The following is a 13,971-nucleotide window of genomic DNA, read 5'->3' as shown; positions in this document are numbered from 1 at the left end:
GGTTCGCTGATTTGCCGTAGCGTAGTAAGACTAACTTGAATGAGAACCGATCAGCGGACTTTTTTGCCGGGCAATCTCATATTCGATAACCGGCAATAACCGCATACATCCGCCGTCGAATTCCATAATATTAAATCTGACCACCAATCCCAGGTCCTTTGCCCAATGGTAAAGCTGAAGCCCCTGCAAATTTCCATTTAAATGATACCCCATATGGGTAAGAATCCTTGCCCATATCCCACTATTCACTTTTCCAACATAAAGCGTCCTTGAATTCCTGATGCGCTTGTAAATAACGGGTAGCTGCCTGCCTTTCCCCACCTCCCTGCTACTATCATTATATTTTCTCATTGCATCAACTATTTCCATATTAGTCACCTCCTGACCAACTATATCAACCCAATAGATGCAAGGGCCGTTCATCGTCTTTAGATTATCAAATAAATCTTTAAACTGATCAGATGTGTCAACGGGCGCTATCAAATAATTGCTTAATGTTTCGCAGTGAATGTCAAAAGAATGCTCATTTCTCACTCCAGATTCAATGAAATTTTCCAGGGCGTTCTTCAATTTGAAGGCTTCTTCGCGGACGAAAGATTTTGTTTGCTCCATAAGTATCGGATTTGACGTAATAATTAAAGTTACTTGATATCCGCCTTTTCCGACACAGCCAAAAGAATTTCATTTAAAGCCCGGAAATTGAAATAACCGGGCAATTACTCTGTCGTTGAAAGCGCCCCTTCCTATACTGAATTTCCTTTGTGGACCAGCATATGAAGGGGCGCTTCGTTTTATCAAACGACTGTATGACTCAAGGTTGTGCTATCTTCACCAACGTTTCCTGCACGCGCTTCAGCTCGCCGGAAACAGGGTCTTTATAGGTATAATCCAACAGAAAAGTCTTCGTGTCCGGCAGATATTTGTTGACGCCCGTTGCGGTAATCTCCATGCCGGAAGTCAGCGTCACCGACCGGTCGGCCGCAATCGTCAGCAGGATGTTGTATTTCGCATTCACCGTATCTTCAAACACCTTATCCGCATACATTTCCAGCGAATTTTCGGACATCGCGCGCAGGGTTTTCTCCTTCCCGATGCTCTCCGCCCCGAGAAGGCCGGTCATGCTGTAAGCGCCGGAGAACTGGTTATTGAACACCAGGTGATACAGCACCCACTTCTTGTCCTGGACGACCTCAAATTCCGACGACCGCGCGATGCTGACAGGCAGCACATAATCTTTCCTGGCATCGAGGCCATGGGTCGTGATCGTGAACGGAAGACGGGCGTATTCTTCTCCCGATTTCACGGTAACCGACATGTTGCTGATCTTGTAATTGGCCGCAGGCAACGGTGTGTACAGTGTAGTGCCAGTGGTAGCGATGTCGTTGAGGCTATCGACGATGCGGGGCACCACTTCCACCCCCACGTTCACATCGCGGTCGTTTGGCGCCACGCCGCTGACGTACACGCTCACGAAGGCAGGGTTTTCGGCACCGAACATGACATCTGCGCTGAGCACGCCGCTCCGCACCATGTACACCTGTTTTTTGTATAATTCTCCCTGCGTGGCGTCTTTCTCGCAGGCCGACATCAGGATGGCGGCAGCGGCCAGGCAGGACCAGTATGATTTTCTCATGCGAATCATTTCAAATTGGATTAATGCGTCACCATCCCGGGTTCTGGACGAGCGACTGGTTCTTGTTGATATCGGTTTTTGGAATAGGCCAGAGGTATTGCTTGATGGAAAACTTCCGCACGGCTTCCTTCGCGACGGTGCGCACAAAGAACTGGTCTTTGTTGGCTTTCGTGATCTCGGTGTTCATACCGGTAACGGGCTTCGCATCTTCCAGCGGGGCAATTTTCCAGCGGCGGGTATCGAAATACCGGCGGCCTTCAAACGCCAGCTCGATCTGCCTTTCGCGGCGGATGGCCGTGCGCAGCGATGCGGCGGACCCCAGCTCTTCGGGGCTGAGTCCCGGCAGTCCCGCCCTGAAACGGATACGGTTAAAATACTTCGCGATCTCTGCCAGGTCGCGCTTATATTCCTTACCATTCACGGTATGCGCGGCGCTCAGCTCATTGAGGGCCTCCACGTAATTGAGGTACACTTCCCCCATGCGGAACAGCATGAAAACTTTCCGCGACCGCGAAGATCCTTCCCAGGTGTAGCTATCTTCCGGGTGGATATATTTCTGGATCGAATAGCCCGTCAACGGATAATCGCCGCCGGCCTTGCCTTCGTTCCCGTCGCGGTAATATTCCACAACGAAGTTTTTGCGCCAGTCTTTCGCCGCGCTCGTCCCTTTCCAGAAAAAGCCGGTGAAGCCGATGGATGCGTAGAAGCGGGGCTCGCGGTTGGCATACATTTTAAACACGCCCGACCGGGTGAACTCGTCTGCCGTAGCGGTGTATCCGCTTTCGCTGTAAGGATAGTCTGCGCTGGCGTTGTCTTTCGTATGGCCATCGCGCATGTAGTAAGCGTCTACGAGCTTCTGCGTGGCGCCGCCGCCATTCCAGCTGTCGGTCTGCCGCGGCATGCAAAACTGGATGGTGTTGTTGAGGGAATTGACGGAGCGGACGAAGATGGCTTCGCGGTTCTTGCTGGCCAGCACGTCTCCTCCGGCAAACATATCGCGGTAAGACAGGAAGGGGTCGATATCTCCCGCGCCATCCGGATAGTTGCCCGAAGGTACATTCGCGGGCAGCTTCGCCGTTTCGGGCACTTTGGGCGTGGTATACAGTTCATACTGGTTGAGATCGATCACGGCTTTGGCGGCCGCGGCGGCCTGCGCCCATTTGCCGTCGTCAAATTGCTGGCTGATAAACGGCACCCCTTTGGCCGTGCGAAATCCGCCGTACTCCGTGTTCCCGTTGAACAACGGGCTGGCGGCATACAGCAACAAGCGCGATTTCACCGCCAAAGCCGCTCCTTTCGTCGGTTGCCCGATGGTAGTCGGCGATGTGCTCAAAGGCAGCAGTTCCGCCACTTCCGTGAGCTCTTTCGCTACATAATTCACGCAGGAGTCGTACGTGGAACGGGCCAGCATCAGCTCTTCTATCGGCTGGCTGAATTCCAGCGGCTTTTCCGGCGCAATGATCACCGGGCCGTATTGCTGGATGAGGCAGAAATAGAAATATGCGCGCAGAAACCTCGCCTGCGCTTTCTTGTCCTGCTTCTCCCCTTGCGACATATCCTTCACCTCATCTACCCGGTGAATGAATACATTGGCCGAGCGGATGCCACGGTACAGGTTCGTCCAGAAGTTGTAATACCCCGTGGTAGCGTCGTATTCGCCGGCTGCGATGTAGGCTGCCGGCAAATCCGCTCGCCTCCAGACCTGCACGGCCTCGTCAGACGCGGGTACCCAGGGCGTTCCGCCCGAGCGGAAAAAATCGGATTCGTCGGGGATATAATTGTAAATGTCGTAGAGGTAAGACGTGGCGTAAGAGGATTTGGCGAACACGGTGTCCATGTTCATCAGATCGTTCAGGTACGGGCGAACGTCCAGGAATTTTTTGCAGGCCGTCATTTGCGATACCGCCAGCATGGCTGCGGATACGACAAGGAGGCGGAAAAATGGCTTCATAAACTAAAAATTCAGCTTCAACAATCGGTTATCAGAATCGCAGGTCTATCCCGAAAGAGACGGTTTTCTGGATGGGATAAGCAAGCCCGCCGCCGCTGGCCAGCTCGGGGTCCCAGAGCTTGACGTTGTCCCAGACGAGCAGGTTGAACCCGGTGGCGTACACGCGGAGGGTTTTCACTTTCAGCCGTCGCAGCCAGGACGGGGGAACGGTATACCCGATCTGCATTTCCTTCAGGCGGATGTATTTGGCGTTGGCCAGCCAGAAAGTGGACGCCTGGCTGTTGTTGGTGCTGTTGCCGTACGTCATGCGGGGGAATCTTGCGTCGGGGTTCTCGGTGCTCGGGCTTCCCTTGCCGCCGCCGGAATACCAGTCGGGCGTCCAGCGGTTGGCGGGATCGTTGACGATATCGAGCACATTGCCGGTTTCACCGCCCAGGAACGGGAACATCCCATATCCCGAGTAGAAGAAATCGGATTTGGAAGCGCCCTGGAACCGGAAAGCCAGGTCGAAATCGCCATACCGCACTTCCGCGCCAAAGCCGTATACGACCTGCGGAACGGTGGAAGTGCCGATGGGGACTTTGTCATCGTCGTTGATGAGACCGTCGCCGTTTACGTCCCGGTACTTGATATCGCCGGGGCGCACTTCACCGAAAGTCTGCACGGGGCTGCTCATGATATCGGCGGAATCCTTAAAGAGGCCCAATGCCTTGTATCCTTTCAGTTGGCCGTAGGGGAAGCCTTTGAGGCCCTGGTAGGGGAACCGGGGCTTCGGCTCGTCGTATTCCAGGATTTCGTTGTGGGTGTAGGTGAAGTTGCCGCGCAGGGTAACGATGGTTTTGTTGAACTGATGGGTATAGCTGGCGCTCATATCGAAACCCGCGTTCTTCATGGCGCCCACGTTGCCCCAGGGCGCGGTGGTGTTGCCCACTACGTCGGGCAGGGTGGTGCGCAGCATGAAGATGCCGGTACGCTTGCTGCGGAACAGGTCTGCCTGCACGGTAACCCGGTCTGCCCAGTTGAGATCCACACCGAAGTTCAGCTTGTGGTCTACTTCCCAGCCCAGGTTGTCGGCCCCCAGCTCGCCTTCGCGGATGCCCGGAAAGCCGTTGTTGCCATAATCGCCGAAGGCGTATCCCGGCGCGCCGGTATTCACGAACGTCATGTAAGGGAAGCGTTTTCCGCCGCCGATCTGATCGTTGCCCACCAGTCCGTAAGATGCGCGCAGCTTCAGCTGGCGCAGGTCCGGGAGGAGTTTTTTGATGAAGGGCTCTTCAGACAGCGCCCATCCCGCGGCGATCGACGGGAAGAAGCCGTACTGGTTGCCGATCTCGAAATTCTCGGAGCCGTTATACCCGAAGTTCGCTTCCATGAGGTACCGCGATTTGTAACCGTACGTCACACGGCCGCTGGTGCCCATCGCGCGGTAAGGGATCGAGGTGACGTCGGTAACCGCCTGGTTGTCTACCTTATCCCGCCGGTTGAACAGCAACAGGCCCGATACCGAATGGTCTTTATTGAAAACCCGGTAATAGTTCAACGCCGCTTCCAGGTACTGGGAACGGGTGCCGTAGGCCAGTTTGGAGAAGCTCATCGGGGTAGATTCGGTTTTCTTCTGCAGCATGAGCGCGCCGGTTTCCGGATCGCGCTGGCGCTGGGCCAGGTACAATTCAGGGAATTTTACGCGGTTGATGTTATGCACGTTGTAGGAGTCGAACGAATAGAGGATGTGCACTTTCAGGCCCGGCGTAATGAAAGGCAGCTCCTGCGTGAGCTTCAGGCTGCTTTCGATCGTATTCTGCCAGTCTGTGATGAAACCGGTTTTCGTTAACAGCACATAAGGGTTGGCCTGGTTGTTCATTCCGTACGACGCCATTTGCCCCGAAGAATATTGCAGCGGAACGGTGAGCGGCGTGAGCGTGCCCATCGATCCCCAGATAAAATCGGATGCGATGCCGGGCCGGTTCTGCTGTGCGATGTTGCCGCCTACGCCGATATTGATCAGCATGGTGGGCGTAACGTCTACGTCTACGTTCGAGCGGAAAGTATATTTCTTGTAATTGACGTTGCTGTTGTAGTTGTTGAGGTTATCGAATTTATAGAGGCCTTCTTCGTTATAATACGAGCCCGACAGGTAATACCGCGCCGTATTGCCGCCGCCGCCGATGCTGGCGCGGGCCATGAGGTTGCTGGTGTGGTCTTTGATGGTGAGGGCGCGCCAGTCTACGTCGGGATAGATATCCGGATCGAGGCCGTATTTGATGATCTCCATTTCTTCCCTGTTGTACACGGGGTTCATGCCGCGTACTTCGCGGGCTTCATTGGCCAGGCGGGCATAGTCGTAGGCGCCCACATAGTCTTGCAGCCGCGAAGATTGAAGGGTGCCACGCTCTACGCGGAAATTGATGGAAGGCTTCCCGGCCTTTCCGCGCCTGGTATTGATGAGCACAACGCCGTTGGCGCCTCTCACCCCGTAAACCGCCGTGGCGGAAGCGTCTTTGAGGATGGAAAAAGACTCGATATCGTCCGGGTCGATTTCGTTTATGCTTCCCCGTTCGATACCATCTACCAGCACCAGCGCGCTCTGGTTGGCACCGAAAGTCCCGATACCGCGGATCCAGAACTGCGAAGCATTGCGCCCCGGCTCGCCGGTGCGCTGCATGGCGATCACGCCCGCCGCATTGCCCGCCAGCCCGTTAACGAGCGATGCGGTGGGCGTGCGGAGCGCAGACACAGGAACGGTAGTTATCGCACCCACCATCGTCGCTTTTTTCTGGGTCGCATATCCTACCACTACCACTTCATCCACATCCGATAATTTCTGCGACAGTTTGATGAGGACCCTCCCTCCGCCGGTGACCCGGTATTCCTTTTCCGCAAACCCCATCGCCGTCACGAGGATGACATCGTATTTGGCTACAGACAGCTTGAACTGGCCTTTCCCGTCTGTCACCGTTCCGAGACTGGGCATATTTTTTACCACAACGGTGGCGCCGGGAAAAGGCTCATTACTGGCACTGTCGAGCACCTGCCCCTCCACGGTGAATTTCTCCTGGGCGTAGAGCCCCGCGCTGCATGCGAGCATACAGCAAAAAACGAACAGTATTTTCTTAAACATACGTTCCTTGTTAAATAGGTTGAATTGTGTTGCTTACTCCACCGTTACTGCGCGGATGCGGTGATTCCTCATGTCGGTTACGTACAGCACATCGTTTTTATCGACCGCCACGCCATTGGGAAAATTGAACTTGGATTTCAGGGGAAGACCATCTTCGTATCCGGCGGCTTCTTCCGGCATTCCGGCGTAAGTGGTGACAAGGCCTGTGGGCGTTACTTTCCGGATGCAGTTGTTCCGGGAGTCGGCTACATACATATTATTCTGGCTATCGAAAACCATGTCTTCCGGCGCATTGAATTTCGCGTTGGCACCGGGCCCGTTGAGGAAGCCCGCGCCGCCGTCGGTCCCGGCAAAAATAGTGGTGTTACCGGTTGCGGGGTCCACTTTGAAAATGCAATGGCGCGCGCGGCTGGAGGCGTAAATCACGCCGTTATTGTCTACCGCAACGCGGCCGAACCCGTTGAAGTTGAATTGCGTGACCACCTTTTCTTCTTTCGTTACGGGATTCACATAATTCAGCCGTCCGGCCAGCCAGTTGTAGATATAGAGCTTTCCCGAAGTATTATCGTAAGCGCCCGCGAGCGGATAATCTCCCGCGCCGAATACGGGTGACCCTGGCGTGGTGGCGTAAAACGCTTTCGGTTGCCAGCTGTTGAGCGGCGCCAGCCCGGTCAGGATAACGGGGTACTGGTTATCCCGCTGGATGGCGATCACCTGGTTGTCGGATTTGCGGATGGTAACACCATACGGAGATCCGGCGGGGATGCGCGTTACTTTGTTTTGTGAAATGGAAACCTGCCGCAGTCCGCGGAAATCGGTGCCATCGTATTGCAATACCATGAGGTTGCCCTCATCGTCTGCGGTGATATACTGCGGGAAGCTGAATTGCGCCTCGGCGAGGGGACCGTCTGCCGTAACGCCTTTCCCATCCGGCCCAACTTTTCCGGAGATGGTGCTTACGGATTGTGTAATGATGTACCTGAATCGTTTTTGGGCACTCACTTCGCGGTCATGCACCTTCAATTTTAGATCTACGTCGCCGCTGAGTTTCCGTGGCACCAGCGCATAGATTTTGTTATTCTTCACGCCCACCACTACCGCTTTCTTTCCGCCTACGCTCAGCCGGACATGGGCGGTGTCGTTCCCGAAATTATCGCCGGTGATGACGAGTTGCGTGGCCTTTCCGCCCGAGTCCGGGGAAAAATGGGAGATGGTGATAGGTTTGCCCGGGTCATAGGGGTCTGCTTCCTTTCCGCCATCGTTGTCTTTCGAACAGGCGGCCGTTAAAAACAGGACCGTTAGGGGGATAAGGAACCCGGGCGATTTGATGTTACTCGTAAATCGCATGTGCTTATGTTTAGACAATAAAATAGCGGCATCAGGGCGCTACCGTAAAAACGTGGTTAGAATGTATGCCTTGGAATTTTGGCCCTTCCGCAGGGCCATCGGAGTCTTCACTTTCATTTTGGTCGATCACAAAAGACGGGCGTACGCATCTACGTCCTGCTACAAAAATAGCATATCGTTTAAGCGGGGGTTTAAGGATATTAGCAGTAATTATAACGATTTTAGCGCCGGGAGCTTTCTTATCGCGCTATTGTCACGGAAAGGTGAAATGCAGCAAGGGATAAGGTTTCCCCATGCCGTCCGTTTCCGACCGCCCTGTTTCCACAAATCCCATTTTCCGGTAGAAGCCCACGGCCTGGAGGTTTTGCTCGTTTACGTCCACCTTCGTCACGCCCAGTTCCGACAATGCGAAACGGACGAGCTGCCGCCCGATCCCCTGCCCCCGCGATGCCGCATCGATGAACAGCATTTCCAGGTTTTCGCCCGAAACGCCCAGCACGCCGGTCTGCCGCCCATCGTGGCCGGTCACGTACAGGTCGAGCGCAGGCAGGAATTGTTCCGGGATGATCTTTTTGAACAAATCGAAATCGGATTTTTGGAGGAAATGATGGGTGGCCAGCACGGAAGATTCCCATACGTGCATGATGCCGGGGTAATCGGCGGCGGTCGCTTTTCGGATGTTCATGTCCGCAAATTAGGTATTTCCACGTCAGAGCAGCGTGCCGGAAGCGATCACCACGATACCGACTGCGCCGAATCCCTTCAGTTCTTCCCGCATTAAGCCCAGCGATCGGGTCATGTGTTTTTCCACGGCTTTTACGGAAATCCCCAGTTTCTCGGCGATCTCTTTATAACTGAGATGGTCGCGGCGGGAAAGGAGGAAAATCTCCCGGCTGCGCTCCGTCAGCTTGTCGAGCGCCGCCGCGAAGGCTTTTTCCAGCTCGCGCAGGTCGTAATTGATATGCAGGTCGGCCGTTTGCCCGGAAGGCATTTGCTGGTGATGCTGTTCGTGGAGGAGGGAGTTCCGCAGCTCGTTGAAGATCCGGTTGCGGAGGGCGTTGTATAAATAGGAAGGAACGTTCTCGATATGGGCCAGCTCCGTCCGCCGGCGGTAAAAATTCGTAAAAACCTCCTGCAGCAGGTCTTCCACGATCGCCGGAACGGGCAGTTTCCGGAAGGCATAGGCATACATCGCCCCGGCATGCCGCTGGTACAGCGTCTCGAACGCGCGCGCATCGTTTCCGGCCAGCAACGTCACCAGTTCCCTATCAGACAGTGCGGTATATCCCATGATCGGCGGTAAAAATAGGAGAAAATTCAGGATTTTGGCAGGAAGGGGGTAGGGTCGGGCCCCGATACCGTGTCTTATCCTCACACAAGCCCACGTAATGAACGACCAACATCTGTTGCAACTGCTGGATAAATACCTCCGGGACAACTGTTCCCCGGAGGAAAAAGAAGCCCTGGAATCCTGGCTCGAGCGGTACGAATCCCCCTTCCGGGATGCCGCCCCCGACCCGGCGCCCAGGCTCGCCGCAGTGTACGACAGTATTTCGGCCCGGCTGAAAGCCGAAGGCGAAATGCCCGAAGCCCCCGCCACGCCCGTTCGCCGCATCCGCGCCCGCTGGTGGAAAGCCGCAGCCGCCGCGGCCATCCTCCTCACCGGTGCCGCCGCTACCTGGACCGTCTTACGCAAGCCCGCCATGCTCCTGGCTTCCGCCCCCGCCGGCGAAAGCACCTTCGTGGAGCTGCCCGACGGCAGCCGGGTGTGGCTCAACGCCAGCAGCAGCCTGGAATACCCCGGCAACATGGCCCGCAACGGCCGCACCGTGCGCCTGAAAGGCGAAGGATATTTCGAAGTGGCGCCCGACCAGCAACAACCGTTCGTGGTACAGACGCAAGACCTGTCTGTCCAGGTACTGGGCACCTCCTTCAACCTCAAAGCCTACAACGAGGACGCCGCGCTGGAAACCGCGCTCATCGAAGGCAAGGTGGCCGTTTCGCTGCTGGGCGCACCGGCGCGCCGGCAGCTCCTGGCCCCAGGCCAGAAACTCCTCCTCACCCGGAAAAATACGCCGGGCGCCGGCGGGGAAGACTGGGGGAACTTCTACGCACAAGTACAAAACAATACCAAAACAAAAGATACGATCGCCACAGAAACGCTCTGGCGCAAAGGGCGCCTCCAGTTCCGCGACCAGTCGTTCACCGAACTGGCCAAAATCATGGAACGGTGGTACGATAAACGCATCATCATCGCCGATCCTGCGCTGAACGACAACCGGTTTTCGGGGGAATTCCGCAAGGAAGGGATCAAAGACGCGCTCAATGCCCTGCAGCTGATCGCAAATTTCACGTACGACATGAGAGGGGATACTGTCATCATCAAGCAATAGTCAACCAACAAAAACAGCTATGGAACGATCCACACCTTGCATTACATCAGACTAGGCGCTCTCCGGCCGCCATCGAATTAAAAAAGGATAGTGCTGGCACACTACCCTTTAAGCTAAACATGGAATGAAACAAGTTTTCCGTGCGGGAAGGTTTTTGTTTCAAATTGTTCAACACTCAATCCAAATTTATGAAAAAAACGCTGCGTTCAAAACCAGCATTACCCAAGCATTTCTTGCGAAAAACATTATTGTTTATGAAGCTATGCCTGATCCTCATGACTGTGACCGTTCTGCAACTGCAGGCAGCCGTGGGATATTCGCAGAACCGGTTTTCCATCGAAAGCCGGCAGATAGAGCTGAAAAAGCTGCTGGAGTGGATCGAAACGAAAAGTTCCTATCGCTTCCTGTACAATATCAAGACCTTCCCCGCAGCGGATAAGGTGGACGTCAAGTTCGACAATGCCACCCTGCCGTCCGTGCTCGACCGCATCCTGCAAGGCCGGGCCCTCACATACCGCATCCTCGACGACGGACTGGTAGTCATTTCTCCCCGGCAGGATGAAAAGATCACCGTGAAGGGAAAGGTACTTTCCGCCGAACAGACCGAACTGATCGGGGTGAGCATCCAGCTCAAGGGCACCAGTACCGGAACGGCCACCGACGAGCAGGGCAATTTCAGCCTCAGCGTGCCTCCCAACGGCGTGCTGCTCGTCTCTTACATCGGGTACGAACCGCAGGAAGTGCCTGTGAACGGGCGCGCGCAGCTCCCCAACATCGTGCTGAAATCTTCCAGCTCCGGCCTGAATGAAGTCGTGGTACTGGGTTACGGCCAGAAACAGGTGCGCCAGAGCGTTACCGGTGCGATCAGCAGCATCCAGACCAAAGAGCTGAAGCAAAGCCCGGTAGCCAACCTGACCAACGCCCTCGCCGGCCGCCTCCCCGGCCTTATCACGGTGCAGCGCAGCGGACGGCCGGGCTCCGACTATTCGCAGCTGTTCATCCGCGGTATTAATACCACAGGCTCCACGAACCCGCTCATCGTGATCGACGGTCTTCCCCGCGGGAACGCCGACCTCGGCCAGCTCGACGCCAACGAGATCGAGTCCGTTTCCATCCTGAAAGACGCCTCCGCCACTGCGCTCTACGGTATCCAGGGCGCCAACGGCATCGTGCTGGTAACAACGCGCCGCGGGCAGGAAGGGCCTCCCAATATCCAGATCAACGCGCAAACCGCCCTGCAGCAGCCCGTTACCTTCCCCCGCTTCCTCGACTCCTACCGCTCCGGCCTCCTCCAGAACGAAGCGGCCAAAAACGATGGTATGGCACCCCGCTGGAGCGAACAGGAACTGGAATATTTCCGCACCGGCCTCAAACCCTACGATTATCCCAATACCGACTGGTACACCGAAATGGTGCGCGACTATTCCCCGCAGAAAACCGTGAATGTGAACATCAACGGCGGGTCCAAATATGTCCGCTACTTCGTTTCCGGATCGTACCTGCGCCAGGAGCCCCTCTACAAACATGGCAATGAGAACATCTACGGTATCAAGTACAAATACGACCGCTTCAACTTCCGCTCCAACATCGACATCACGCTCGACAAAAACACCGACCTGCAGGTAGACCTGGCGTCCCGCCTGGAAAACCGTACCAGTCCTTCGCTCGACCGCACCGGCGGTGAAATGTTCTGGGTATTGCTGTCGCAAATGACCAATCACCTCACGCCCGTGAAAAACCCCGATGGCAGCATCGCTTCCGGGAACATGCGGGAAGATTTCTATAACCTTTACGGCGTGCTCACGCAAAACGGCTACCTCGATGCATACTGGCATAGCACGAGCGGTTCGGTAGCGCTCACCCGCAAGCTGGATTTCATCACGCCCGGCCTGAAAGTGAAAGGATTGTTCACGTTCGAGAATTTTGGCGACATCAATACCGCGTTCGACCAGGAGTTCGATTCCTACCGGTACAAATCGAAGCCCGGCACGTTCAACGGCGAATATTTCCAGCACCGCACCGCTACCAGCCTGCAACGTTCCGGCGCCACCAGCGGGCAGCGTTATTACTATTACGACCTGAAGCTGATGTATGACCGGGATTTCGGGAAACATTCGCTGGGCGGGCTTTTCCTCTTCAACCGCAACCTCCGCACACAGGCCGGCGACCTGCCCCGCGTGTATGAAGGATATGTGGGCCGCGTGACGTACAACTACGATAAAAAATATTACCTCGAATTCAACGCAGGGTACAACGGGTCGGAAAACTTCCCGGTGGGCAAGCGCTACGGCTTCTTCCCCGCATTTTCCGCCGCGTGGATGATCAGCAACGAAGATTTCATGCCGAAAGACGGCGCGCTCAGCTTCCTGAAAGCCCGCTTCTCGCACGGGTATGTGGGTAACGACCAGATCGGCGGCGGGCGCTGGCTGTATATGTCCGACTTCTCCCGCACCGATGGGTTCACCTTCGGCAGCGTAGCCACCGGCAACGGCGGTTACTACGAAAGCCGGATCGGCAACACCGCCATCACCTGGGAAAAGGCGTCGAAAACCAACCTCGGTTTCGAAACCGGGTTTTTGAAAGACAGGATCAAGTTCAACGTAGACATCTTCCGCGAGCTGCGCAAAGACATCCTTACCTACGCCGGTACCATCCCTTCCTACCTCGGCATCACGGCAGAGATCAACCGCAACCGCGGCCGCATCGTGAACCGCGGCATCGAGGGCGACCTGCATGTGAACATGGACCTGGGCCGCGTGGGCATCTTCACCAAGATCAACTACCAGTTCGTGAAGAACAAAATCCTGGAAATGGACGAGCCCAAGCTGGAATATGCGCACCAGAGCGTGGTGGGCCTGCCCATCGGGTACGGGCTCGGATATCTGGCGGAAGGATTGTTCCAGTCGAGGGACGAAATTTCCAAACACGCGCAGCAGAACTTTGCGCCGCTCATTCCCGGAGACATCAAGTACAAAGACGTTGTGGAAGACGGGGTGATCAATGAAGCCGACCGGGTGATGATGCCCATGCTCAACGTGCCCACCAGCTATTTCGGCGCCACTTTCGGCATCGATTACAAGGGGCTCGACGTCAGCGCCCTCTTCCAGGGCGCCCTCGGAGGCCGGCAGATCTATTCCGCACAGCTGGTATGGAACTACCGCGAAAGCTACCGCCCCATCCACGAAGGCCGCTGGACGCCCGAAAACGCCGCCAACGCCACGTTCCCCGCATTGCACTACAGCGAAAGCAATATGGGCAACAACTTCATCAACTCCAGCTACTGGGTCCGCAAAACCGATTACGTAAAACTGAAAAACGTGGAGATCGGCTACCGCCTGCCGAAACATTGGATGAACCGCGTCAAGATCAAAAACGCGCGCATTTTCGTGAACGGCATGAACCTCATCAGCTGGGACAACGTCCGCGAGCTGGGCATCGATCCGGAATCCAATACCGGCGACCGCTGGGGCTGGCAACCTTATCCGCTCATGCGCGTCTACAACGCAGGCATCACCATCAACCTCTAAAC

The 13,971-nt window shown here is 55.7% G+C and carries 9 protein-coding genes; 2 read left to right on the top strand and 7 right to left on the bottom strand.

All coding sequences use genetic code 11. The annotated features are described in order from the left end of the window. Window positions 1-30 precede the first annotated feature (30 nt). The 7 genes from ACQKLP_RS22945 to ACQKLP_RS22915 form a co-directional block, all read right to left on the bottom strand. Window positions 31-612, bottom strand: a complete 582-nt coding sequence (locus ACQKLP_RS22945) for a hypothetical protein (protein ID WP_427325309.1) — start codon at window positions 610-612, stop codon at window positions 31-33. 199 nt (window positions 613-811) lie between these two features. Next, window positions 812-1,633 carry a BT_3044 domain-containing protein gene (locus ACQKLP_RS22940; protein WP_427325308.1) on the bottom strand — a complete coding sequence of 274 codons (822 nt, stop codon included), beginning with the start codon at window positions 1,631-1,633 and terminating at the stop codon, window positions 812-814. 28 nt (window positions 1,634-1,661) lie between these two features. Continuing rightward, the gene (locus ACQKLP_RS22935; protein ID WP_427325307.1) at window positions 1,662-3,584 is read right to left on the bottom strand and encodes a RagB/SusD family nutrient uptake outer membrane protein; all 1,923 of its coding nucleotides are present in this window, start codon (window positions 3,582-3,584) and stop codon (window positions 1,662-1,664) included. A gap of 31 nt (window positions 3,585-3,615) precedes the next feature. Further along, a complete protein-coding gene (locus ACQKLP_RS22930) occupies window positions 3,616-6,702 on the bottom strand; it encodes a SusC/RagA family TonB-linked outer membrane protein (RefSeq protein WP_427325306.1) in 3,087 nt (1,028 codons plus the stop codon). A 33-nt stretch (window positions 6,703-6,735) separates the two neighbouring features. Continuing rightward, on the bottom strand, window positions 6,736-8,049 hold the full coding sequence (locus tag ACQKLP_RS22925; RefSeq protein WP_427325305.1) for an IPT/TIG domain-containing protein: 1,314 nt from the start codon (window positions 8,047-8,049) through the stop codon (window positions 6,736-6,738). Between the two features lie 253 nt (window positions 8,050-8,302). Beyond that, window positions 8,303-8,734 carry an acetyltransferase gene (locus tag ACQKLP_RS22920; RefSeq protein ID WP_427325304.1) on the bottom strand — a complete coding sequence of 144 codons (432 nt, stop codon included), beginning with the start codon at window positions 8,732-8,734 and terminating at the stop codon, window positions 8,303-8,305. Between the two features lie 24 nt (window positions 8,735-8,758). Next, window positions 8,759-9,340, bottom strand: a complete 582-nt coding sequence (locus ACQKLP_RS22915) for an RNA polymerase sigma-70 factor (RefSeq protein WP_427325303.1) — start codon at window positions 9,338-9,340, stop codon at window positions 8,759-8,761. Window positions 9,341-9,437: 97 nt separating this feature from the next. Here ACQKLP_RS22915 and ACQKLP_RS22910 point away from each other — a divergent pair, with 97 nt between their 5' ends. Then, the gene (locus ACQKLP_RS22910; protein ID WP_427325302.1) at window positions 9,438-10,442 is read left to right on the top strand and encodes a FecR family protein; all 1,005 of its coding nucleotides are present in this window, start codon (window positions 9,438-9,440) and stop codon (window positions 10,440-10,442) included. Window positions 10,443-10,696: 254 nt separating this feature from the next. Beyond that, window positions 10,697-13,969, top strand: coding sequence for a TonB-dependent receptor (locus ACQKLP_RS22905; protein WP_427325300.1), 3,273 nt, complete (start codon window positions 10,697-10,699; stop codon window positions 13,967-13,969). Window positions 13,970-13,971 lie beyond the last annotated feature (2 nt).

It is taken from the genome of Chitinophaga sp. NPDC101104, from assembly GCF_050277495.1.
Lineage (GTDB): Bacteria > Bacteroidota > Bacteroidia > Chitinophagales > Chitinophagaceae > Chitinophaga.
The sequence above is the reverse complement of the archived record's forward strand: the minus strand, read 5'-3'. Positions and strand labels throughout refer to the sequence as shown.

Excerpts from the sequence above, each read along its gene's own strand:
- ACQKLP_RS22945 (WP_427325309.1), bottom strand. The coding sequence starts at position 612 with ATGGAGCAAACAAAATCTTTCGTCCGCGAAGAAGCCTTCAAATTGAAG.
- ACQKLP_RS22940 (WP_427325308.1), bottom strand. The coding sequence starts at position 1,633 with ATGAGAAAATCATACTGGTCCTGCCTGGCCGCTGCCGCCATCCTGATG.
- ACQKLP_RS22935 (WP_427325307.1), bottom strand. The coding sequence starts at position 3,584 with ATGAAGCCATTTTTCCGCCTCCTTGTCGTATCCGCAGCCATGCTGGCG.
- ACQKLP_RS22930 (WP_427325306.1), bottom strand. The coding sequence starts at position 6,702 with ATGTTTAAGAAAATACTGTTCGTTTTTTGCTGTATGCTCGCATGCAGC.
- ACQKLP_RS22925 (WP_427325305.1), bottom strand. The coding sequence starts at position 8,049 with ATGCGATTTACGAGTAACATCAAATCGCCCGGGTTCCTTATCCCCCTA.
- ACQKLP_RS22920 (WP_427325304.1), bottom strand. The coding sequence starts at position 8,734 with ATGAACATCCGAAAAGCGACCGCCGCCGATTACCCCGGCATCATGCAC.
- ACQKLP_RS22915 (WP_427325303.1), bottom strand. The coding sequence starts at position 9,340 with ATGGGATATACCGCACTGTCTGATAGGGAACTGGTGACGTTGCTGGCC.
- ACQKLP_RS22910 (WP_427325302.1), top strand. The coding sequence starts at position 9,438 with ATGAACGACCAACATCTGTTGCAACTGCTGGATAAATACCTCCGGGAC.
- ACQKLP_RS22905 (WP_427325300.1), top strand. The coding sequence starts at position 10,697 with ATGAAGCTATGCCTGATCCTCATGACTGTGACCGTTCTGCAACTGCAG.